The organism is Streptomyces sp. NPDC059900 (assembly GCF_050270335.1).
GTDB lineage: Bacteria > Actinomycetota > Actinomycetes > Streptomycetales > Streptomycetaceae > Streptomyces.
In genome coordinates, this window is record NZ_JBNNJZ010000086.1 from 1 (window position 1) to 22371 (window position 22371).

The following is a 22371-nucleotide window of genomic DNA, read 5'->3' on the forward strand; positions in this document are numbered from 1 at the left end:
GATTAGCAAAACTATCTCGCCACCCTCAGTAAATAATATTAAGAGCAGCGCTCCGGCGGACCCCAGCCGACGAGGACCACGGGGGTGCCGTGCCCGGTCAGCGGGACGGTGGACTCCAGGAGGCCGGAGAGCCCTTCGGAGTCGCCCGCCATACAGCCGATCGGCTGGAACGCCGTCACCATGTTGTACGAGGGTGCGTCCGGCCCCGACAGATCGGCGGGGCCGCCGTCCACGAGCCGGGCGTCGCCCTGCGGTCGTGCCTCCGGGCTCGCGTCGGGCAGCAGGCGTTCGCGGGCCAGGGCGAGCCGTTCGGGCGCCGAGGGGTCGACACCGGTGACCGAGGCGCCCCGTGCCGCCGCCATCAGCAGGGCGAGTCCGGAACCGCAGCCGAGGCCGAGGAGCCGGGTTCCGCCGCCCACGTCGAGTCGTTCATACACCGCTTCATAGAGCGGAACCAGCATCCGTTCCTGAATTTCCGCCCAGTCACGCGCGCGTGCGCACCGGTCCACGCCGCGGGGGGTCGAGCCCGCGCGGGGGAGGTGCGGCTGCGCGAGTGTAGGTGTCATGGAAAGCGCCCCAATCCGCCGAGAGTTGCTGGAGTGTCGTATTCAAACGGTTCGTCCGCCCCCGTGCAGTGCGCTCGCACTCCCCCCGTATGCCAGGGAACTCCGCATCCGTCGCGACGTCCAGAGGTTGTGGGGCAATGCTTGCGTGCCACCGTTGTGCGCCCCCCGGAGGAATTCAATTCACGCGCTCAGGGGGCCCGCCGTACCATGCGCGCCATGGCTAAGGCACCCGTTCTCACGCCTCGGGCGGCAGACTTCCCGCGCTGGTACCAGGACCTGATCAACAAGGCCGAGCTGGCCGACAACGGCCCGGTGCGCGGCACCATGGTGATCCGCCCGTACGGCTACGGCCTGTGGGAACGCATGCAGCAGGACATGGACGCGCGCATCAAGGAGACGGGCACCCAGAACGCCTACTTCCCCCTCCTCATCCCCCAGTCGTACCTGACCAGGGAGGCCGAGCACGTCGAAGGCTTCGCCCCCGAACTGGCCGTCGTCACGCACGGCGGGGGCAAGGAGCTCGAAGAGCCGGTCGTCGTGCGCCCCACCTCCGAGACGATCGTCAACGAGTACTTCTCCAAGTGGGTGCAGAGCTACCGCGACCTGCCGCTCCTGATCAACCAGTGGGCGAACGTGGTCCGCTGGGAACTGCGGCCCCGGCTCTTCCTGCGGACATCGGAGTTCCTCTGGCAGGAGGGGCACACCGCGCACGCGACCTACGAAGACGCCCGCGACTTCGCGGCCCGCATCCACCGGGACGTCTACGGAGCGTTCATGCGGGACGTCCTCGCGATGGACTTCGTCCTCGGGCGCAAGACGGCCGCGGAGCGCTTCGCGGGCGCGATCAACACCCTCACCCTCGAAGGCATGATGGGCGACGGCAAGGCCCTCCAGCTCGGCACCAGCCACGAGCTCGGGCAGAACTTCGCCAAAGCCTTCCAGACCCGGTACCTCTCCAGGGAGGGCAAGCAGGAGCTCGTCTGGCAGACCTCCTGGGGCAGCACGACGCGCATGATCGGCGCCCTGGTGATGATGCACGGCGACGACAGCGGCCTGCGGGTCCCGCCGCGCCTCGCCCCGGTCCAGGCCGTCGTCCTCGCCGTCAAGGACGACGAGGCGGTGCTCGCCGCGGTACGCGAGATCGGCGAGCGCCTGACGGCCGCCGGCGTACGCGTGCAGGTCGACGACCGCACGGACACTCCCTTCGGGCGCCGCGTCGTCGACTGGGAGCTCAAGGGGGTGCCGGTCCGCGTCGAGGTCGGCCCGCGCGACCTCGCGAACGGCACCGCGATGCTGGCCCGCCGCATCAGGGGCGGCAAGGAGCCAGTGGCGATCGACTCCCTGGCGGCGCGGCTGCCCGCGGTCCTCGAAGCAGACCAGCAGCTGCTCCTGGACCAGGCCCGCGAGCGCCGGGAGTCCCGCACCTCGGACGTCACCACCGTCGAGCAGGCGGTGGAGGCCACGGCCGACGGCGGCTGGGCGCGCATCCCGTGGGCCGCGCTCGGCCCGGAGGGCGAGGCGCGGCTCGCCGAGCACTCCGTGTCCGTACGGTGTCTGGTCGCGGAGGACGGGGCGGTGCCCGACGCCGACGAGACCCCCGGTAACGTCGCTGTGGTGGCCCGCGCCTACTGACGCCTGCTGGCGGCCTGCTGACGGGCGGGCCTCCGGTACCAGGGCGCTTGTTCTCGGCTCGTACGCCTGCCCGCGCAACACGAGCCCCGGTGTGCGGCGCTCCTCTACGCGCCGGGGCGTACGCGCTACTACGTACCGGCTTGCCACGAGCTGCGAGGCTTCTGCGCAGATCAGCGCACCCGCCCTCGTCCGGACACATCAACGGCAACTGACGGGTACGTGCAAATTATTTGGGATGCCCCGGAATGGAACCCCCGGGCATCCCTGCTCGTTGTTCACGACGTGAGCACGACACCACCTGTTCTCGCCGCAGAGCTGGCACAGGCGTGGGCCGATATTCAGCGGCACCACCCCGAGCTGCCCGATCTTGCCGCGCCCGAATCCCTGATCGGAGAGTCGTCGTCCGCCTGCGGCGCCGAGCTCTCCTTCGAGCGACTGCTCCATGAGGCAGTCCATGGCATCGCCGCGTCACGCGGCGTACGCGACACCTCACGCGCGGGCCGCTATCACAACCGCAGATTCCTCGCGATCGCCGAGGAGTTGGGTCTCGACCACCCCGATGAGCCGCATCCCAGCAGCGGCTTCTCGTTGGTCACGCTCAACCCCGAGGCCCGCAAGCGCTACCGCCCGACGATCGAGCGGCTCCAGCGCGCCCTCAAGGCGCACACCGCGGCGACCGCCGCCGACACGGCGCGCAGCTTCCGGGGCCCGGCCGCCCGGCACGGCTCCTCCGGGGGCGGCGTCCGCGTCAAGGCGGTCTGCGACTGCGGACGCAACGTCCGCGTGGTCCCCTCGGTGCTCGCCCAGGCGCCCATCGTCTGCGGCGGCTGCGGGAAACCCTTCCGCATTCCGGAAGTGGTCGGCGCCGCCGCCGGCTGACGGGGCCGAGCTGGAGGTGTACGGATCGGGGCGCCCGGACCAGGTGCGGACGCCCCGGCGAGGTATGGCACAATGGCTAGCTGTACTCGACAGCCGCATAGGAACCCTCTCGCCTCCGGCTGACGCGTCCATCGGGCACCCCGAGTACCGCAACCCCACGTGGCATCTCGTTGTGCCCAACCACGTCAAGACCAGGAGACACCACTCCAGTGGCAGTCAAGATCAAGCTGAAGCGTCTGGGCAAGATCCGTTCGCCTCACTACCGCATCGTCGTCGCCGACTCCCGTACCCGCCGTGATGGTCGGGCCATCGAGGAGATCGGCCTGTACCACCCGGTGCAGAACCCCTCGCGCATCGAGGTCGACTCGGAGCGCGCGCAGTACTGGCTCTCCGTCGGCGCTCAGCCGACCGAGCCGGTCATGGCGATCCTGAAGCTCACCGGTGACTGGCAGAAGCACAAGGGCCTGCCGGCCCCGGCGCCGCTGCTCGTCGCGGAGCCCAAGGACAAGCGCGCCGCGTTCGAGGCCTTCACCAAGGGCCTCGAGGGCGACGACGCCAAGGGTGAGGCCATCACCCAGAAGGCGAAGAAGGCCGACAAGAAGGCAGACGAGGCCAAGGCCGAGTCCGCCGAGTCGACCGAGGCCTGAGCATGCTCGAGGAGGCTCTCGAGCACCTCGTGAAGGGCATTGTCGACAACCCCGACGACGTGCAGGTCGCCTCGCGCAACCTGCGCCGGGGGCGTGTGCTCGAGGTCCGGGTCCACCCGGAAGACCTCGGCAAGGTGATCGGCCGCAACGGCCGCACCGCGCGCGCTCTGCGGACCGTCGTGGGCGCCATCGGCGGCCGCGGTGTCCGCGTCGACCTCGTCGACGTGGACCAGGTTCACTGAACCACAGGTAGCACCGGCACGGGCCGGGGAGGGCTTCTGGGCCTTCCCCGGCCCGTAGTCGTCTGCAGACACAGGAGAAAGCAGTGCAGCTGGTAGTCGCGCGGATCGGCCGCGCCCACGGCATCAAGGGCGAGGTCACCGTCGAGGTGCGTACCGACGAGCCGGAACTGCGGCTCGGCCCCGGCGCCGTCCTCGCCACCGACCCCGCATCCACGGGGCCGCTGACCATCGAGACCGGCCGGGTGCACAGCGGCCGGCTGCTGCTGCGCTTCGAGGGCGTACGCGATCGCACGGGCGCCGAATCGCTGCGCAACACCCTGCTGATCGCGGAGGTCGATCCGGAAGAGCTTCCGGAGGACGAGGACGAGTACTACGACCACCAGCTGATGGACCTCGACGTCGTCACCAAGGAAGGGGTCGAGGTCGGCCGCATCACGGAGATCTCGCACCTGCCCTCGCAGGACCTGTTCATCGTCGAGCGGCCCGACGGCAGCGAGGTGATGATCCCCTTCGTGGAGGAGATCGTCACCGAGATCGACCTGGAGGAGCAGCGGGCGATCATCGACCCGCCCCCCGGCCTGATCGACGACCGCGCGGAGATCGTCTCCACCAGGGACGACGAGGCTTCCCCGAAGGACGACGCCTGATGCGGCTCGACGTCGTCACGATCTTCCCCGAGTACCTGGAACCCCTGAACGTCTCCCTCGTCGGCAAGGCACGCGCGCGTGGACAGCTCGACGTGAACGTGCACGACCTCAGGGAGTGGACTTACGACCGGCACAACACGGTCGACGACACCCCCTACGGCGGCGGCCCGGGCATGGTCATGAAGACCGACCCCTGGGGCGCGGCGCTCGACGACGTGCTCGCCGACGGGTACGAGGCGGGGGCCCACGGGCCCGTCCTGGTCGTCCCGACGCCCAGCGGGCGGCCCTTCACCCAGGAACTCGCCGTAGAGCTCTCCGAGCGGCCCTGGCTGGTCTTTACGCCCGCGCGCTACGAAGGCATCGACCGCCGCGTCGTGGACGAGTACGCGACCCGGATGCCCGTCTGCGAAGTCTCGATCGGCGACTACGTCCTCGCGGGCGGCGAGGCGGCCGTCCTGGTCGTCACCGAAGCGGTGGCCCGGCTGCTGCCCGGAGTACTCGGCAACGCCGAGTCCCACCGCGACGACTCCTTCGCGCCGGGCGCCATGGCGAACCTGCTCGAAGGGCCCGTGTACACCAAGCCGCCCCAGTGGCGCGGTCACGGCATCCCCGATGTGCTGACCAGCGGCCATCACGGCAAGATCGCGCGCTGGCGCAGGGACGAGGCACTGCGCCGCACGGTCCGCAACAGGCCCGACCTGATCGAGCGCTGCGACCCCGCCGCCTTCGACAAGAAGGACCGCGAGATGCTCTCGATCCTGGGGTGGCGGCCGGGTCCCGACGGCCGATTTGGGCGAGACCCCGGGGCCGTGGAACAATAGGTCGCTGCTGTACGTCCAGCGTGCGCCCCTGCCACAGGGGGAACGACGCCCGCCCGACGCGAACAGCTATCGAATCCTCATCACGAACTTCCCGCTGATGACCTGTGGCATCAGTGAAGAAAGCAGACGATCATGGCTAACCTGCTCGACTCCGTCGACAGCGCTTCGCTGCGCTCCGACATCCCGGCCTTCCGCCCGGGTGACACCGTCAACGTCCACGTGCGCGTCATCGAGGGCAACCGCTCCCGTGTGCAGCAGTTCAAGGGCGTAGTCATCCGTCGCCAGGGTGCCGGCGTGCGCGAGACCTTCACGGTCCGCAAGGTCTCCTTCTCCGTCGGCGTGGAGCGCACCTTCCCGGTGCACACCCCGATCGTCGAGAAGATCGAGCTCGTCACCCGCGGCGCCGTGCGTCGCGCGAAGCTGTACTACCTCCGTGAGCTGCGCGGCAAGGCCGCGAAGATCAAGGAGAAGCGCGACAACTGAGCTCGCGCACGGGTCCACAGCGGAGCCGGATAGCATCTGGCCCCGATGGACACCGAAGCACAGCACACGGAGCGCGACCGCTCCTCCCCACCCACCGATTCCCCTGGCGCCCAGAGCGACGGGGAGTCCGCGGGGGCGGAGGACCGGTCGCGCTCCGCTTTTATGTCGTTCGTCTCCCGGGTGCCCGGCGGCAGGATCACCCTGACGCTGCTCGCCTGCATGGTGTCCCTGCTGCTCGTCAGCACCTTCGTGATGCAGCCGTTCCAGATCCCCAGCGGCTCCATGGAGCCCGCATTCCGGGTCGGAGACCGGGTACTCGTCAACAAGTTGGCGTACCGTTTCGGTTCCGAGCCGCAGCGAGGTGACGCGGTCGTCTTCGACGGCAGCGGCTACTTCGGAGATGCCGACTACATCAAGCGGGTCGCAGGGGTGGGCGGAGACCGGGTGGTCTGCTGCGACAAGCGGGGGAGGATCAAGGTGAACGGCGAGCCCGTCGACGAGCCGTACCTGCACCCGGGGGACGCCCCCTCGAAGGTGCCCTTTGTCGCCGTCGTCCCCGAAGGCAGCCTGTTTCTCCTCGGTGACCACCGCAGCGACTCCCGCGACTCCCGCGACTACCTAGGTGCGCCCGGCGGCGGAATGATCCCCGTCGACTCCGTGATCGGCAGAGCCGACTGGATCGCCTGGCCGGTCGGCCACTGGACCTCCCTGGAGCGTCCCGACGGCTACGCACGCGTGCCCGCTCCGGGCGGCGCGCATGGGTAACCGCGGACGGACGCGCGACGCCAGTCACCGGGCCGATACCAGGCTGCCCACCGGATCCCGGCCCACCAGCGGTCCCGTACTGCCCGGAAGGGCCGAGCGGCGCAAGCTCGCGCGGAAGGTCAAGCGGCGCAGGCAGCGCTCGGCGATCAAGGAGATACCTCTCCTCATAGGTGTCGCGCTCCTGATAGCCCTGGTCCTGAAGACCTTCCTGGTGCAGGCCTTCGTGATCCCCTCGGGCTCGATGGAGCAGACGATCAAGGTCGGCGACCGCGTCCTCGTCGACAAGCTCACCCCGTGGTTCGGTGCCAAGCCCGAGCGGGGCGACGTCGTCGTCTTCGAGGACCCGGGGAACTGGCTCAAGGACGAGCAGACCAAGAAGAAGGACGATCCCGTGGTCGTCAAGCAGGTCAAGGAAGGCCTGACCTTCATCGGACTGCTGCCGTCCGACAACGAACGGGATCTGATCAAGCGCGTGGTCGGCGTCGGCGGCGACACCGTGAAGTGCTGCGACAAGAACAAGAAACTGACGGTCAACGGCGTCCCGCTCACCGAGCCCTACATCAACCCGGGCGACGATCCGTCGTCCTTCGAGTTCGAGGTGAAGGTCCCCGAGGGGCGCCTCTTCGTCATGGGCGACCACCGCTCGGACTCGGCCGACTCCCGATTCCACCGAACCGAGAAGTTCAGCGGCACCGTATCCGAAGACAGCGTGGTGGGGCGCGCGCTCGTCATCGCCTGGCCCTTCGACCACTGGCGCAAGCTGGAGGAGCCCGATACGTACGCGTCCGTGCCCGACGCGCGTGCGGGGTCGGACACCGCCATCGGGCCGTCGCATAGGGTGGCTACCGGCGATCGATATGGATTGACCGGACTCCCGACCCCTGCGGAACTCCCGCTCGTTATGGGAGTGGTGGGCCTGCATCGCATCAGGAGCGGGCAGCGGCACGGACTGAGGAGTGGATGTGGGGGATGTGGCGGTCGGCGCACGGTCCGGACACGGTGGGCCCGAGGAGCAGCCAGGGCGATCAGACGAGCCCGAGGCCGCAGCGGACGGCGTGAACCCGGGGAGTGACTCCGCGGGCGCCACGCCCGCGCCCGGTGAGCAGGACGGGATGCGGGCCAAGGGGGCGAAGAACCCCCGCTCCTTCTGGAAGGAGCTGCCGCTCCTCATCGGCATCGCGCTGATCCTGGCGCTGGTGATCAAGACCTTCCTGGTGCAGGCGTTCTCGATTCCCTCGGACTCGATGCAGAACACGCTCCAGAAGGGCGACCGCGTACTGGTCGACAAGCTGACCCCGTGGTTCGGCTCGGAGCCCGAGCGCGGCGAGGTCGTCGTCTTCCGGGACCCCGGCCACTGGCTCGACGGCGAGCCGACGCCCGACCCGAACGCCATCCAGCGTGTTCTGGGCTGGGTCGGCCTGATGCCGTCCGCGGACGAGAAGGACCTGATCAAGCGGGTCATCGCGGTCGGCGGCGACACGGTCGAGTGCAAGGGCACGGGACCCGTGAAGGTCAACGGCAAGGCACTGAACGAGCCGTACGTCTTCGAGGGCAACACCCCGTGCACCGTCGACGACCAGGGCGGCCAGTTCAAGGTCACCGTTCCGGCAGGCAAAATCTGGGTCATGGGTGACCACCGGCAGAACTCGCTGGACTCCCGCTATCACCAGAACCAGCCCGGCGGCGGCGCCGTCCCCGTGGACAACGTCGTGGGCCGCGCCATCGTGATCGCCTGGCCGCCCACCCGCTGGGCGACGCTGCCCAAGCCGGACACCTTCGACCAGCAGGGCATCAACGCCGCCATGAGCGCGGCGCCCGCGGCCCTCGGGCTCGCGGGTGCGGTCCCGGTCGTGCTCTGGCGCAGGCGCCGGCTGACGGTGGCTGCGGCCCGGGACGCGAGGGTTTCTGGCGGAGGTACCGCCGGGTAGGGTGCCGTCCCAGATCGCTGATCTTCCGCGCTCCTGCTCGTAGGGGCGCGGGGTCGTCTCCGATATGGGGGAGCACTGGGATGAGCAGGACACAAGGTACGGACGAGGGCCGCGGACGGATCGGCAGCGTGCTGTCGGGTCTCGCCGTGGCCCTCGGCTGTGTGCTCTTCCTGGGAGGCTTCGTCTGGGGCGCCGTCGTGTACCAGCCGTACACCGTCCCCACCGGGTCGATGACGCCGACGATCGGCGCGGGCGACCGGGTCCTCGCGGAGCGGATGGACGGCGGCAGCGACGTGCGCCGCGGTGACGTCGTCGTCTTCCGGCAGGCGAGCTGGGGCGACCTGCCGATGGTCAAGCGTGTGGTGGGCGTCGGCGGTGACCGGATCTCCTGCTGCACGGACGGCAAGCTGATGGTCAACGGCAAGAAGGTCGCAGAACCGTATCTTCCCGAGGGCAAGGGAGCCGCGGCCACCGGCATCCCGGCCACCACGGTCCCCGAGGGCAACCTCTTCCTGCTCGGTGACGAGCGCAGCGGCTCCCTGGACTCCAGCGTGCACCTCGGCGACTCCAACCATGGCTCCGTGCCGCGCAGCGCGGTGGAGGGGCGGGTCGACGCGGTGGCCTGGCCGATGGGCAAGTTCGGGACGCTGGAGCGCCCCGACGGCTTCGCGGACATGCCGGGCGGCATCTCCGACCCCGGGCCCGTGCAGCTCATGGTGTGGGCCGTGGTGGCCGGTGCCGCCCTGGTCATGGGCGGCGCCGCGTACGGCCCGGTGGCCAAGCGGCTGCGGCGCGGGCGTGAGCGTCCGCAGAGCCGCGACGGGTCGGGGGCGACCGCCCATGCCGGCTGAGCCGCAGCCGCAGGCGCCGCGTGAGGTCGCGCGGGTGGTTCTCCTTGACCCGCAGGACCGGATCCTGCTGCTGCACGGCCATGAGCCGCAGGACACGTCGAACGACTGGTGGTTCACGCCGGGCGGCGGTCTGGAGGGCGACGAGACGCATGAACAGGCCGCGCTGCGAGAACTGATGGAAGAGACGGGCATTACCGAGGTCGAGCTCGGTCCCGCCCTGTGGCAGCGGTTCTGCTCCTTCCCCTTCGCCGGACGGCGCTGGGACCAGGACGAGCGGTACTTCCTCGCGCGTACGTCACAGACGGCGACGCGGGCGACAGGGCTGACGGAGCTGGAACAGCGGACTGTCGCGGGAGCGCGTTGGTGGACGTGCCGGGAACTGACCGAGGCACATGAGACGGTGTATCCGACCAGGCTCGCCGAGTTGCTTCGCAGGCTGCTCGACGAGGGTCCTCCGAGCCGGCCCGAGACCCTCGACGCGGAAATCGTGTAGAGGCTCCAGGGGCTGACGCACAATAGGGGGACGCACGGCTGAAGGGGAACATGCCATGAGCGCCGAGGACCTCGAGAAGTACGAGACCGAGATGGAGCTGAAGCTCTACCGGGAGTACCGCGATGTCGTCGGTCTGTTCAAATACGTGATCGAGACCGAACGGCGCTTCTATCTCACCAACGACTACGAGATGCAGGTGCACTCGGTCCAGGGTGAGGTTTTCTTCGAGGTGTCCATGGCGGACGCCTGGGTGTGGGACATGTACAGGCCCGCACGGTTCGTGAAGCAGGTGCACGTCCTGACGTTCAAGGACGTGAACATCGAGGAGCTCAACAAGAGCGATCTCGAACTGCCGGGAGGCTGAGTCCACCGGTCGGTTCACTGCTCGGCCCGCCGCTCCGTTCACTGCCCGGTTCAGCGCTCCGTTCACTGCTCGGTTCACGGCTTGGTTCACCGCCATGGGTGAGCGGGTTATCCACAAGCGGTGAGTCGTCCACCAAGATCCGCAGCGCTCGGGGGTGAGCCCCAGTGTGGATGTCGGAGGTGGTGCCGACATGAACGCACAGGGAGCACTCGGGCGGTACGGCGAAGACCTGGCCGCGCGGCGGCTGGGCGAAGCCGGAATGACGGTTCTGGAGCGCAACTGGCGCGGTGGCAGAACCGGCGAGATCGACATCGTGGCCATGGACGGCGAAGCACTGGTCGTCTGTGAGGTCAAGACGCGCAGGGCGGGCCTGGTCGGCTCCGGGGTGTTCCAGCATCCGATGGCGGCCGTCAGCAGGGCCAAGGCCGAGCGGCTGCGGCGCCTGGCCGAGCGCTGGATCGAGGAGCGCGGCGGTCCGCCGCCCGGTGGGGTGCGGATCGACCTCGTCGGCGTGCTTGTCCCGCGCCGGGGCGCCCCCGTCGTGGAGCACGCGCGGGGGGTGGCCTGATGGGATTCGCGCGTACATGTTCCGTGGCGCTCGTGGGCGTCGAGGGCGTGGTCGTCGAGGTGCAGGCCGACCTGGAGCCCGGAGTCGCGGCCTTCACGCTGGTCGGGCTCCCGGACAAGAGCCTGACGGAGAGCAAGGACCGGGTCAGGGCCGCGGTGGTGAACTCCGGCGGCGAATGGCCCCAGAAGAAGCTGACGGTGGGGCTCAGCCCGGCGTCGGTGCCCAAGGGCGGCAGCGGCTTCGATCTGGCGGTGGCGTGTGCGGTGCTCGGCGCGGCGGAGCGCATCGATCCGCGGACCCTCACCGACATCGTGATGATCGGCGAGCTGGGTCTCGACGGACGGGTGCGACCGGTGCGGGGAGTGCTGCCCGCGGTTCTCGCTGCGGCGGACGCGGGCTATGAGCAGGTCGTCGTCCCCGAGTGCACGGCGGCCGAGGCCGCGCTGGTGCCGGGGATCTCGGTGCTCGGGGTGCGCAGCCTGCGGCAGCTGATCGCCGTGCTCACCGACGAGCCGGTGCCGGAGGAGGAGCCCGCCGAGCCCGGCAAACCCGACCCGATGCTCGCGGGGCTCTGCGTGCCTGGAACCGGCGTGGGCACGGGGCTCAGCGGCGGTCCCGAGGACGCCTACGCACTCGACCTCGCCGACGTCGTCGGACAGGCGTCGGCCAGGGCCGCCGTGGAGGTGGCGGCGGCGGGCGGGCACCATCTGTTCCTCCAGGGCCCGCCGGGCGCGGGAAAGACCATGCTCGCGGAGCGGCTGCCCGCGATCCTGCCCCGGCTGACCAGGGAGGAATCCCTGGAGGTGACGGCCGTGCACTCCGTGGCGGGCATGCTGCCACCGGGCAGGCCCCTGGTGGACACCGCGCCGTATTGCGCACCGCACCACTCCGCGACGATGCAGTCGCTCGTGGGCGGCGGCAAAGGGCTCGCCCGGCCGGGCGCGGTCTCCCTGGCCCATCGCGGGGTGCTCTTTCTCGACGAGGCCCCGGAGTTCAGCAGCCAGACCCTGGACTCCTTGCGCCAGCCCCTGGAAGCGGGCCATGTGGTGATCGCCCGCAGCGCGGGGGTGGTGCGGCTGCCCGCGAAGTTCCTGATGGTCCTCGCGGCCAACCCCTGCCCCTGCGGCCGGCACACGCTGCTCGGCGACGGCTGCGAATGCCCGGCGGCCGCCGTCCGCCGCTATCAGGCACGGCTCTCGGGCCCGCTGCTCGACAGGATCGACCTGAAGGTGGAGGTGGAGCCGGTCACGCGGTCCGAGCTTGCCGGGTGCGGCACGCGGGGGGACTCCACGCAGACGGTCGCCGACCGGGTGCGCGGCGCCAGGGAGAGAGCGGCGGCCAGGCTGACCGGCACCGGCTGGCGGACCAACAGCGAGGTGCCGGGACACTCGCTGCGCACGCGGTGGCCCGCCGAGCCGGGCGCCCTGGACGCCGCCGAACTCGACCTGGAGCGTGGATTCCTGACCGCGCGGGGGCTCGACCGGGTCCTGCGGGTCGCCTGGACCGTCGCTGACCTGGCAGGACGTGACCGGCCCGCCGCGCAGGACGTCGCCCTGGCGCTCCAGTTGCGTACGGGGGTGGCGCGGGGTGTGCCGATGGCGATCAGGGCGCTGACATGACCTTGCCGGAGGAGGAGCGTCAGGCACGGGTCGCCCTGACCCGGATCCTCGAACCGGGGGACGAGGCGGGAGGGCGGTGGCTGCGGGAGACCGGCGCCGTCGAAGTGGTGCGGCGGCTGACCGCGGGGGAGGAGCGCCTTGCCGGGGTGACGCCGGTGCGGTGGGAAGGGCTGCGGGCGCGGGCGGCGAAGGCGCGGCCGGGGCGGGACCTGGCGGTGGCGCGGGACGCGGGGATGCGGTTCGTGTGCCCGGGCGACGCGGAGTGGCCCGTTCAGCTCGATGACCTGGGGGACGGGCGGCCGGTGGGGCTCTGGGTGCGGGGGCGGCCCAGCCTGCGGATATGGGCGCTGCGGTCGGTGGCCGTGGTCGGCGCGCGGGCCTGCACGGAGTACGGGGCGCACATGGCGGCCGGGCTCGGGGCAGGGCTCGCCGAGCGGGGCTGGGTGGTCGTGTCGGGCGGTGCCTATGGGGTGGACGGGGCCGCGCACCGGGGAGCCCTGGGGGCCGGCGGGGCCACGGTCGCGGTGCTCGCTTGCGGGGTCGACCGGGCCTATCCGCGGGGACACGCCGAGTTGCTCGGGAGGATCGCGGAACAGGGTCTGTTGGTGGGGGAGTTACCGCCGGGCGATCATCCGACGCCGAGCAGATTCATCCTCCGCAACCGTGTGATCGCCGCCCTGACCAGGGGGTGTGTCGTCGTCGAGGCCGCGTACCGCAGCGGTGCACTAGCCACGGCGCGCAGTGCGCGGGAGCTCGGCCGCTTCACGATGGGGGTGCCGGGTCCCGCGACCAGCGGGCTCTCGGCGGGGGTGCACGAACTGCTGCGAGGGGACGGTGTCCTGGTGACCGACGCGGCGGAAATCGTCGAGCTCGTGGGTGACATGGGAGAGCTGGCCCCGGAGCGGCGCGGCCCCGTGGTGCCGCGCGATCTGCTCGCCGCGGACGCCGCACGTGTCCTGGCGGCGCTCCCGGCCCGCGGCAGCGCGTCGGCCCGGGAGATCGCCCTCGGCGCGGGCACGGTGGTCGACGAGGCAGTCGGTCGGTTGTACGAGTTGCGCTCTCTCGGGTTCGTCGAACGACACGGCGACGGCTGGCAGTTGACACGCCAGGCGAACGTGTCGGTCTTCCCGGAAGCGGACGGCCCGTGACCGAGCGTGTTCGGCCGTCCGGATGAACTCCTGATGGCCTTGCGAGGGCGTGGAGTTGAGCCTCCGTGGTCGTCACGGAGGGCGACGGAAGGAGCTCGACCAGGGACCCAGCGGAACGTCTCTGCGTGCGCGGGATCGCCTACTGTTCGCACACTGCGACACTTCAGTCACGCTACGCTCACAAGGATTCCGACGCGGACAGGCAACCAGACGCAATCACTGGCAAGCAGACGGACAACCTCATTCACTTCACGGAAGCTCACCACCTCGCGGGTGCGGGCGAATCCATCGCCTCGCACGACTCCACCAGTTCACGGCAGAACGGCTCAAGGCGACGAATGCCCCAGCACACCTCAGGGTCCGACCGGGCGGCAGTTCCTCCCGCCGCCCGTAGCGGCGAGCGGGAGCGGCCCCCCGCGCCCTCGTCGCTGGACGAGCTGTGGCGGTCGTACAAAGAGACGGGTGACGGGCGGCTGCGCGAGCAGTTGATCCTGCACTACTCGCCGCTGGTGAAGTATGTCGCGGGGCGGGTCAGCGTGGGCCTTCCGCCCAATGTCGAGCAGGCGGACTTCGTCTCGTCCGGGGTGTTCGGGCTGATCGACGCGATCGAGAAGTTCGACATCGAGCGGTCCATCAAGTTCGAGACGTACGCGATCACACGTATCCGCGGGGCGATGATCGACGAACTGCGGGCGCTCGACTGGATTCCCCGGTCCGTACGGCAGAAGGCGCGCAACGTCGAGCGGGCCTATGCCACGCTCGAGGCGCAGTTGAGGCGCACGCCGTCGGAGAGCGAGGTCGCCCGGGAGATGGGCGTCGCCCTCGAGGAACTGCACGCGGTTTTCAGCCAGTTGTCACTGGCGAACGTGGTGGCCCTGGAGGAGCTCCTGCACGTCGGCGGCGAGGGCGGCAACCGGCTCAGCCTGATGGACACGCTCGAGGACACCGCGGCCGACAACCCCGTGGAGGTCGCCGAGGACCGGGAGCTGCGGCGGCTGCTCGCGCGCGCGATCAACACGTTGCCCGAGCGGGAGAAGACCGTCGTCACGCTCTACTACTACGAGGGTCTTACGCTCGCCGAGATCGGCAACGTGCTCGGGGTGACGGAGAGCCGGGTGAGCCAGATCCACACGAAATCGGTGCTCCAGCTGCGGGCGAAGCTGGCGAGTTTCGGCCGCTGAGCGCGCTGAATCGTCCCTGCCGCAGGACCGCGGTGCGGGGCGGGTGTCCGGCGTTCCGCGAGGCGCAGCGACTCCCGTCCTGGCGGTCACATCCGTAGAGTGGAGTGCGTGCCAAGGATTCGAGCGGCCTCTGTGGCCGAGCACCGGTCGATGCAGCGGGGCGCCCTGCTGGACGCAGCGCGGTCCCTGCTGTCCGAGGGCGGTACGGAGGCGTTGACCTTCCCCGCCCTCGCTGAGCGCACGGGGCTCGCGCGGTCATCCGTGTACGAGTACTTCCGGTCGCGTGCCGCGGTCGTCGAGGAGCTGTGCGAGGTCGACTTCCCCGTCTGGGCGGCGGAGGTCTCCGCGGCGATGGAGCGCGCCGAGTCCGCCGAGGGCAAGGTCGAGGCGTATGTGCGCCGGCAGCTGGCGCTGGTCGGCGACCGGCGCCACCGGGCCGTCGTGGCGATCTCCGCGGCCGAGCTGGACGCGGGGGCACGGGAGAAGATCCGTGCCGCGCACGGCGGGCTCGTCGCCATGATCGGCGAGGCCCTGAGCGAGCTCGGACACGCGGAGCCGCGGCTCGCGGCGATGCTGCTCCAGGGCGTCGTGGACGCGGCCGTGCGCCGCATTGAGCTGGGCGCCGCCGAAGACCCGTCCGCCATCACCGAGGCCGCCGTCACCATGGCCCTGCGGGGCGTTCGGGGCTGAGCCCCCGCTCGCGGACGCCCGACGGCGCGGTGCCGTGCGGCTCTGCTCCGGCGCCCCACGGCTCTGCTCCGGCGCCGTGCGGCTCTGTTCCGGCGCCGTGCGGAGCGCCCGTCCACGGCGGGAGCGGCCGGTGCGGCGGCTCTGGGATCCCCGGCAGTGAGGGCGTATGCCACCCCGGTCCGGCGCCGGGCGCGACCACTGCCCGAGGCGAAGGCGGTCGGAGCGGCGGTCCCGTCCGCCACGGGGGTGGTCCGGGGAGTCCCCGGAGCCCCGGCAGCGGAGCCGCCCGTGGCCGCGGTGGCTTCAGGGGGCCCGGACGCGGCACATCGATCACCGGCAGCAGGCGCGACGCCCCGTGTCGCAGCAGCCACGGCGGCAGCAGCGAGAGCGGATCGAGGTACACGTCGGCCCGCAGCAGACCCCAGTGCAGGCAGCCGCCCCGGCAGTGGGCCGCCGTCGCGGGGAGTTCGAGCACCCCCAGCGCCTCGCCAGTCACCACCTCGTCGCCCTTCTCGACCGCGGCCCGCACCGGCCCGTACGTCGTGCGCAGCGGCGGATCGCCCGTGCCCGCGAGCTCCACCGCGATCACGCCCCGGCCCGCCACCCGCCCCGCGAAGGAGACCCTGCCCGCCGCCACCGCCCGGACCACGGCGCACGGCGCCGCCGCGAGGTCCACTCCCCGGTGCCCCCGCCCGTACTCCGTCGCCGGCGGCTCCCACCCCCGTACGACAGCGGGCCGCACCCCCACGGGCCACGCGCCGCCCACCTTCGGCACCGGCTCCCCGGCCGCACCGGCAGGCAGCGCCGCCGCGATGATCAGTGCCGCGACGAACAGGACGAGCAGCACGAGGGCCGGGCTTCTTCGCATGTGAGACATGCCAGAACCGTCCCGCGCCGGGCCCGCCCGCAGGGATCATGGCCCGGATCTGTGGATGACCAGCCGCTTGTGGACAGCGGCGTCACCCGCTGCCTCGCGGGTCCCGTACACTTCTTGTGGCGATCCGGGTCACCGGGTCGACTTCGCACGCCCCGACACCAGGCCATCAAAAGCCAGGTGCCAGCGCCTCTCGGTCCTCTGCGGCACGGCGCATCGCGGGCGTCAGGCGCGACCGCCGTCCGGCGGACGCGGCACAACCGAGAACACCAAGGAGTACGGCCATGGCCGTCGTCACGATGCGGGAGCTGCTGGAAAGCGGCGTCCACTTCGGTCACCAGACCCGTCGTTGGAACCCGAAGATGAAGCGCTTCATCTTCACGGAGCGCAACGGCATCTACATCATCGACCTGCTCCAGTCGCTGTCGTACATCGACCGCGCCTACGAGTTCGTCAAGGAGACCGTCGCCCACGGCGGCACGGTCATGTTCGTCGGCACGAAGAAGCAGGCGCAGGAGGCCATCGCCGAGCAGGCGACCCGCGTCGGCATGCCTTACGTGAACCAGCGCTGGCTGGGCGGCATGCTCACCAACTTCTCGACCGTCTACAAGCGCCTGCAGCGCCTGAAGGAGCTCGAGCAGATCGACTTCGAGGATGTGGCCGCGTCCGGCCTCACCAAGAAGGAGCTGCTCGTCCTCTCCCGCGAGAAGGCCAAGCTGGAGAAGACCCTCGGCGGTATCCGCGAGATGTCCAAGGTGCCCAGCGCCGTCTGGATCGTGGACACCAAGAAGGAGCACATCGCGGTCGGCGAGGCCCGGAAGCTCAACATCCCGGTCGTCGCCATCCTCGACACCAACTGCGACCCCGACGAGGTCGACTACAAGATCCCGGGCAACGACGACGCGATCCGCTCGGTCACCCTGCTCACCCGCGTGATCGCCGACGCCGTCGCCGAGGGCCTCATCGCCCGTTCCGGCGTCGCCACGGGCGACCAGAAGCCGGGCGAGAAGGCCGCCGGCGAGCCGCTCGCCGAGTGGGAGCGCGACCTGCTCGAGGGCGACAAGAAGGCTGACGAGCCGAAGGCCGCCGAGGCCGAGGTTCAGAAGTCCGCCGAGACGGAGAAGGCCGCCGACGCCGAGCAGGCCGACGCCCCGGCCGCCGCCGCTGAGGCCGAGACCCCGGCCGCCGAGCAGGCCTGACCTTCACAGGTTCGGTAGTTGACGGCGGGGGCCGGATCGGCCCCCGCCGTTCACCCGTAGATCTTTCAGACCTCCGAAAGAGAATTTCAGGATCATGGCGAACTACACCGCCGCTGACGTCAAGAAGCTCCGCGAGCTCACGGGCGCCGGCATGATGGACTGCAAGAAGGCGCTCGACGAGGCCGACGGCAGCGTCGACAAGGCCGTCGAGGCCCTGCGCATCAAGGGCCAGAAGGGCGTCGCCAAGCGCGAGGGCCGCTCCGCCGAGAACGGCGCCGTGGTCTCCCTCATCGCCGACGACAACACCTCCGGCGTGATCGTCGAGCTGAAGTGCGAGACGGACTTCGTCGCCAAGGGCGAGAAGTTCCAGGCCGTCGCGAACTCGCTGGCCGAGCACATCGCCAAGACGTCGCCCGCCGACATCGCCGCGCTGCTCGCCTCCGAGATCGAGGCCGGCAAGACCGTCCAGGCGTACGTCGACGAGGCCAACGCCAACCTCGGCGAGAAGATCGTCCTGGACCGCTTCGCGCAGTTCTCGGGCACCTTCGTCACCGCGTACATGCACCGCACCATGCCCGACCTGCCCCCGCAGATCGGTGTTCTGGTCGAGCTGGACAAGGCCGACGCCGACCTCGCCAAGGGCATCGCGCAGCACATCGCCGCCTTCGCGCCGAAGTACCTCTCCCGTGAGGACGTCCCGGCCGATGTCGTCGAGTCCGAGCGCCGCGTCGCCGAGGAGACCACCCGCGCCGAGGGCAAGCCCGAGGCCGCGCTGCCCAAGATCGTCGAGGGTCGCGTCAACGGCTTCTTCAAGGAGGCCACCCTCCTCGGTCAGCCGTACGCTCTCGACAACAAGAAGTCCGTCCAGAAGGTCCTGGACGAGGCCGGTGTCACCCTGAAGCGCTTCTCGCGCATCAAGGTCGGCATCTGAGTCCGTACCGCGATCGACGGTAGACCCCGCTAGGGTCGACAGCGGTCGCCCGTGTACTCATCCAGTACGCGACGTACGACCGCAGGATCTGACGAGGAGGCCATTGCCGAGCATGGGATGCGAACGACACCCCACCGGCAATGGCCTTCTTCGTATGTGCGCCGAGCAAAAAGAAGCGAGAACTCCATGACCACCAAGGCCGACACAAACAGTGGCGACGACAAAGTCCCCGGTCGTTTCCTGCTGAAGCTCTCCGGTGAGGCATTCGCCGGCGGGGGCGGCCTTGGCGTCGACCCCGACGTGGTGCACGCGATCGCCAAGGAGATCGCCGCGGTCGTTCGCGACGGCGCCCAGATCGCGGCCGTCATCGGCGGCGGCAACTTCTTCCGCGGCGCGGAGCTCCAGCAGCGCGGCATGGACCGTGCGCGCTCCGACTACATGGGCATGCTCGGCACGGTCATGAACTGCCTCGCCCTCCAGGACTTCCTGGAGAAGGAAGGCATCGACTGCCGCGTGCAGACCGCCATCACGATGGGCCAGGTCGCGGAGCCGTACATCCCGCTGCGCGCCGTACGGCACCTGGAGAAGGGCCGTGTGGTCATCTTCGGCGCCGGCATGGGCATGCCGTACTTCTCCACCGACACGACCGCGGCGCAGCGCGCCCTGGAGATCGACGCCGAGGCCCTGCTCATGGGCAAGAACGGCGTCGACGGGGTCTACGACTCCGACCCCAAGACCAACCCGGACGCGGTGAAGTACGACGCGCTCGGCTACGGCGAGGTCATCACCCGCGACCTGAAGGTCGCCGACATGACCGCGATCACGCTGTGCCGCGACAACAAGCTGCCCATCCTGGTCTTCGAGTTGCTCTCCTCCGGCAATATCGCCCGTGCCGTCAAGGGTGAGAAGATCGGCACACTCGTGGGCGACGAGGGCACCCGCGCCTGATCCCGGGGACGTTCCCCGGGGGCCCTGAGGGATGGACAAAGCCCTGCCGGTCGGACACGGTGCAGGGAAAGAGACGCGACGCAGCCGACACCCCATGGACTCCCCCTACTTCACCGTGTGGGGGCGCCCCCAGCCCACTCACAACACGCAGGAGCAAGTGGTGATCGAAGAGACCCTCCTCGAGGCCGAGGAGAAGATGGAGAAGGCCGTCGTGGTCGCCAAGGAGGACTTCGCCGCGATTCGCACAGGCCGTGCGCACCCGGCGATGTTCAACAAGATCGTGGCCGACTACTACGGCGCCCTTACGCCGATCAATCAGCTGGCCTCGTTCTCGGTGCCCGAGCCGCGGATGGCCGTGGTGACCCCGTTCGACAAGAGCGCGCTGCGCAACATCGAGCAGGCGATCCGCGACTCCGACCTCGGCGTCAACCCCAGCAACGACGGAAACATCATCCGGGTGACGTTCCCCGAGCTGACGCAGGACCGCCGCAAGGAGTACATCAAGGTCGCCAAGACCAAGGCCGAGGACTCCAAGATCTCGATCCGCTCCATCCGCCGCAAGGCCAAGGAAGCGATCGACAAGGCGATCAAGGACGGCGACATCGGCGAGGACGAGGGCCGGCGCGCGGAGAAGGAGCTCGACGACACCACGGCGAAGTACGTCGCCCAGGTGGACGAGCTGCTCAAGCACAAGGAAGCCGAGCTGCTCGAGGTCTGAGGGCTCGAGGTCTGAGGACTGAGGAATCCGATCCGTGAACGACTCTTCCCGGGGGGCGCCTCCCAGAGCCGGGTACTGGGGGCCGCCCGACCAGGGCCCTGCTCAAGGTGCTCAAGGGGCTGCTCCGGCAGGTCCCGCGTACGATGCGCATGACGCCCTGTATCCAGCAGAGACGCGGCCCATGCCCATCGTGCCCGACATGCCTGACGTGCCTGACGTACCCCAGGAGCCCATGCCCAGCGCCGCATCACAGCCCGCCCCCGAGGCGCCGCGTGCGCCTCAGGCGCCGCCGAAGAAGAGCGCGGGCCGTGACCTCGGCGCGGCCATAGGAGTCGGCGTGGGGCTCGGCGTGGTGATCATCGCGTCGCTCTTCATCGTGAAGGCCGTCTTCGTCGGTGTCATAGCGGTCGCCGTCGTGGTCGGTCTCTGGGAGCTCACCTCACGGCTTCAGGAGCGCAAGGGCATCAAGGCGCCGCTGGTCCCGCTCGCGGTGGGCGGCGCGGCGATGGTCGTCGCCGGGTATGTCCGCGGGCCCGAAGGCGCCTGGGTCGCCATGGCGCTCACCGCGCTCGCGGTGCTCGTCTGGCGGATGACCGAGCCGCCCGAGGGCTATCTCAAGGACGTCACGGCGGGCGTCTTCGCGGCGTTCTACGTCCCGTTCCTCGCCACGTTCGTGGCGATGATGCTGACCGCGGACGACGGTCCGATGCGGGTCCTCACGTTCCTGCTCCTGACCGTGGTCAGCGACACCGGGGCGTACGCGATCGGCTGGCGCTTCGGCAAGCACAAGCTCGCCCCGCGCATCAGCCCCGGCAAGACCCGCGAGGGCCTGGTCGGCGCGGTCACGTTCGCGATGGCGGCGGGCGCGCTGTGCATGGAGTTCCTGATAGACGGCGGCACGTGGTGGCAGGGGCTGCTGATCGGCCTCGCGGTCGCCGCCAGCGCGACCCTCGGTGACCTCGGCGAATCCATGATCAAGCGCGACCTCGGCATCAAGGACATGGGAACGCTGCTCCCCGGTCACGGGGGCATCATGGACCGCCTCGACTCGCTGCTGCCGACCGCGCCGGTGGTGTGGCTGCTGCTCGTCGTCTTCGTGGGCTCCGGCTGAGCCGCGCAGGTCCGCGTGATGCGTACGTGAGCCGTACGTGATCTGTACGTGAGGGGCTCGTCGTCCATGGGGCGGCGGGCCCCTTTTCGTACGCGTCTCGCGTGGACCTCGTATCCCTCGTGTACCTCGTATACGACGTGATCCCGTCACCTCATGTGCCCCTTACGGCCCGTCCCATAGCCTCGTAGGGGGAGACTCATGCGAGGAGGCGATGGTGACCGGAGTCGGCGCGCGGTTTCTCGCGGGCGGCGTGATCTTGGCCTGCATGGCGCTCGTCGGCCCCAGCGCGCCCGACGGAACCCGCGTGGCCAAACCGCTGCCGGCCGGCGCCCCCGACGACTTCGTGCCGAACCGGGTCATGACGTGGAACATCTGCAACCCCTGCAACGAATCCGGGAGCAACGCCGGCCGGGCCGCGGACATCGCCACGTACGCGCCCCAGGTCGTCGGATTGCAGGAAGCGTGCGTGCGGGACGTGGAGCGGATCCGGGACTACCTCCAGTACCTGTACGGGCTCGAATACCACGTCGAGTACGGCTCGGTGCTGCACAGCTGGAGCCGCTGCGGGGGACTGCCGTGGAGTCCCGGCGGCTTCGGGCAGGCGATCCTCTCGGCGGCGCCGATGAAGGACCGCGTGAACGTGGAGTACCCCGACGGCGGATCCGAGGACCGGGGGTACATGGAGGTCACCACCACGGTGGACGGCCGCCCCGTCCGGGTCTTCAACACACACCTGGCCCAGCGGCAGCAGGCGGAAGTCCGGACGGAACAGGCCGGCGTACTCGCGAAGGCGGTCGCCCGGCACGAGCGCACGATCGTGCTCGGTGACTTCAACGCGGTGCCGGAGAGCCCCGAACTCACCGGGATGTGGGGCCTGGCCGCGGACGCCGACCCTGACTGCGGCCCTTCGGCCACGGGGACCGGCGAGTGCGAGACGACCACCGACTGGCGGAGCAAGTTCGACTACGTCTTCCTGCGCGGCTTTGTCTCCGAGGAGCACGGCGTGCACCTGACAGAGTACTCGGACCACGATCTGGTGCACGCCGACCTGAAGCCGGCGTAGCTC

The 22371-nt window shown here is 70.0% G+C and carries 24 protein-coding genes and 2 pseudogenes; 24 read left to right on the forward strand and 2 right to left on the reverse strand.

Translation table 11 applies throughout. From position 1 onward, the window contains the following. Window positions 1-41 precede the first annotated feature (41 nt). Window positions 42-566 (reverse strand): annotated as a pseudogene (locus ACQKIP_RS15205) (class I SAM-dependent methyltransferase); the annotation flags it as partial. Between the two features lie 216 nt (window positions 567-782). Between ACQKIP_RS15205 and proS the strand changes: the two are divergent. From proS to ACQKIP_RS15295, 18 genes are all read left to right on the forward strand, one after another. Continuing rightward, window positions 783-2198: a proline--tRNA ligase gene (gene proS / locus ACQKIP_RS15210; protein WP_365864751.1), complete on the forward strand. Its 1416-nt coding sequence runs from the start codon at window positions 783-785 to the stop codon at window positions 2196-2198. 282 nt (window positions 2199-2480) lie between these two features. Continuing rightward, window positions 2481-3077: a hypothetical protein gene (locus ACQKIP_RS15215; RefSeq protein ID WP_365864749.1), complete on the forward strand. Its 597-nt coding sequence runs from the start codon at window positions 2481-2483 to the stop codon at window positions 3075-3077. 209 nt (window positions 3078-3286) lie between these two features. Then, complete coding sequence (gene rpsP, locus ACQKIP_RS15220; RefSeq protein ID WP_135334708.1) at window positions 3287-3724, forward strand: 30S ribosomal protein S16; 438 nt, start codon at window positions 3287-3289, stop codon at window positions 3722-3724. 2 nt (window positions 3725-3726) lie between these two features. Continuing rightward, window positions 3727-3966, forward strand: coding sequence for an RNA-binding protein (locus tag ACQKIP_RS15225; protein ID WP_119295199.1), 240 nt, complete (start codon window positions 3727-3729; stop codon window positions 3964-3966). An 83-nt stretch (window positions 3967-4049) separates the two neighbouring features. Further along, a complete protein-coding gene (rimM, locus tag ACQKIP_RS15230; RefSeq protein ID WP_365864747.1) occupies window positions 4050-4613 on the forward strand; it encodes a ribosome maturation factor RimM in 564 nt (187 codons plus the stop codon). Next, window positions 4613-5434, forward strand: a complete 822-nt coding sequence (gene trmD, locus ACQKIP_RS15235) for a tRNA (guanosine(37)-N1)-methyltransferase TrmD (protein ID WP_365864745.1) — start codon at window positions 4613-4615, stop codon at window positions 5432-5434. Before rimM ends, trmD begins: the two co-directional genes overlap by 1 nt. 132 nt (window positions 5435-5566) lie before the next feature. Beyond that, entirely contained in the window at window positions 5567-5917 is a 351-nt protein-coding gene (gene rplS, locus ACQKIP_RS15240) for a 50S ribosomal protein L19 (protein WP_361194087.1), read from the forward strand. A gap of 45 nt (window positions 5918-5962) precedes the next feature. Continuing rightward, on the forward strand, window positions 5963-6682 hold the full coding sequence (lepB, locus tag ACQKIP_RS15245) for a signal peptidase I (protein ID WP_365864743.1): 720 nt from the start codon (window positions 5963-5965) through the stop codon (window positions 6680-6682). Continuing rightward, on the forward strand, window positions 6675-7754 hold the full coding sequence (gene lepB, locus ACQKIP_RS15250) for a signal peptidase I (RefSeq protein ID WP_365864741.1): 1080 nt from the start codon (window positions 6675-6677) through the stop codon (window positions 7752-7754). The genes lepB (ACQKIP_RS15245) and lepB (ACQKIP_RS15250) overlap by 8 nt, the downstream gene beginning before the upstream one ends. Beyond that, window positions 7645-8610 carry a signal peptidase I gene (gene lepB, locus ACQKIP_RS15255; RefSeq protein WP_365864739.1) on the forward strand — a complete coding sequence of 322 codons (966 nt, stop codon included), beginning with the start codon at window positions 7645-7647 and terminating at the stop codon, window positions 8608-8610. Before lepB (ACQKIP_RS15250) ends, lepB (ACQKIP_RS15255) begins: the two co-directional genes overlap by 110 nt. A gap of 80 nt (window positions 8611-8690) precedes the next feature. Next, a complete protein-coding gene (lepB, locus tag ACQKIP_RS15260; protein ID WP_365864737.1) occupies window positions 8691-9461 on the forward strand; it encodes a signal peptidase I in 771 nt (256 codons plus the stop codon). Continuing rightward, the gene (locus ACQKIP_RS15265; RefSeq protein WP_365864735.1) at window positions 9451-9954 is read left to right on the forward strand and encodes an NUDIX hydrolase; all 504 of its coding nucleotides are present in this window, start codon (window positions 9451-9453) and stop codon (window positions 9952-9954) included. Before lepB (ACQKIP_RS15260) ends, ACQKIP_RS15265 begins: the two co-directional genes overlap by 11 nt. Before the next feature lie 55 nt (window positions 9955-10009). Further along, on the forward strand, window positions 10010-10318 hold the full coding sequence (locus ACQKIP_RS15270) for a DUF2469 domain-containing protein (protein ID WP_427743165.1): 309 nt from the start codon (window positions 10010-10012) through the stop codon (window positions 10316-10318). Window positions 10319-10508: 190 nt separating this feature from the next. Beyond that, on the forward strand, window positions 10509-10886 hold the full coding sequence (locus ACQKIP_RS15275; protein ID WP_361194074.1) for a YraN family protein: 378 nt from the start codon (window positions 10509-10511) through the stop codon (window positions 10884-10886). Next, window positions 10886-12505, forward strand: coding sequence for a YifB family Mg chelatase-like AAA ATPase (locus tag ACQKIP_RS15280; protein ID WP_365864733.1), 1620 nt, complete (start codon window positions 10886-10888; stop codon window positions 12503-12505). The genes ACQKIP_RS15275 and ACQKIP_RS15280 overlap by 1 nt, the downstream gene beginning before the upstream one ends. Beyond that, entirely contained in the window at window positions 12502-13653 is a 1152-nt protein-coding gene (gene dprA / locus ACQKIP_RS15285; RefSeq protein ID WP_365864731.1) for a DNA-processing protein DprA, read from the forward strand. The genes ACQKIP_RS15280 and dprA overlap by 4 nt, the downstream gene beginning before the upstream one ends. A 338-nt stretch (window positions 13654-13991) precedes the next feature. After that, window positions 13992-14834 carry an RNA polymerase sigma factor WhiG gene (whiG, locus tag ACQKIP_RS15290; protein WP_361194069.1) on the forward strand — a complete coding sequence of 281 codons (843 nt, stop codon included), beginning with the start codon at window positions 13992-13994 and terminating at the stop codon, window positions 14832-14834. Between the two features lie 132 nt (window positions 14835-14966). Further along, window positions 14967-15524 (forward strand): TetR/AcrR family transcriptional regulator, encoded by a 558-nt coding sequence (locus tag ACQKIP_RS15295; RefSeq protein ID WP_365864840.1) that lies wholly within the window; start codon window positions 14967-14969, stop codon window positions 15522-15524. Window positions 15525-15837: 313 nt separating this feature from the next. Here the strand turns inward: ACQKIP_RS15295 and ACQKIP_RS15300 are convergent. Beyond that, window positions 15838-16401: pseudogene (locus tag ACQKIP_RS15300) on the reverse strand (peptidoglycan DD-metalloendopeptidase family protein); the annotation flags it as partial. A 281-nt stretch (window positions 16402-16682) separates the two neighbouring features. Between ACQKIP_RS15300 and rpsB the strand changes: the two are divergent. The 6 genes from rpsB to ACQKIP_RS15330 all read left to right on the forward strand — a co-directional run bounded on the left by rpsB (window position 16683) and on the right by ACQKIP_RS15330 (window position 22368). After that, window positions 16683-17597: a 30S ribosomal protein S2 gene (gene rpsB, locus ACQKIP_RS15305; protein WP_365864728.1), complete on the forward strand. Its 915-nt coding sequence runs from the start codon at window positions 16683-16685 to the stop codon at window positions 17595-17597. Window positions 17598-17691: 94 nt separating this feature from the next. Next, complete coding sequence (tsf, locus tag ACQKIP_RS15310) at window positions 17692-18528, forward strand: translation elongation factor Ts (RefSeq protein ID WP_365864726.1); 837 nt, start codon at window positions 17692-17694, stop codon at window positions 18526-18528. Between the two features lie 186 nt (window positions 18529-18714). Beyond that, the gene (gene pyrH / locus ACQKIP_RS15315) at window positions 18715-19476 is read left to right on the forward strand and encodes a UMP kinase (protein ID WP_365824121.1); all 762 of its coding nucleotides are present in this window, start codon (window positions 18715-18717) and stop codon (window positions 19474-19476) included. A 160-nt stretch (window positions 19477-19636) separates the two neighbouring features. Then, complete coding sequence (frr, locus tag ACQKIP_RS15320) at window positions 19637-20194, forward strand: ribosome recycling factor (RefSeq protein ID WP_127829926.1); 558 nt, start codon at window positions 19637-19639, stop codon at window positions 20192-20194. A gap of 34 nt (window positions 20195-20228) precedes the next feature. Next, window positions 20229-21305, forward strand: a complete 1077-nt coding sequence (locus tag ACQKIP_RS15325) for a phosphatidate cytidylyltransferase (RefSeq protein ID WP_365864724.1) — start codon at window positions 20229-20231, stop codon at window positions 21303-21305. A gap of 211 nt (window positions 21306-21516) precedes the next feature. Further along, window positions 21517-22368, forward strand: a complete 852-nt coding sequence (locus ACQKIP_RS15330; protein WP_365864722.1) for an endonuclease/exonuclease/phosphatase family protein — start codon at window positions 21517-21519, stop codon at window positions 22366-22368. The last annotated feature ends 3 nt before the right edge of the window (window positions 22369-22371 follow it).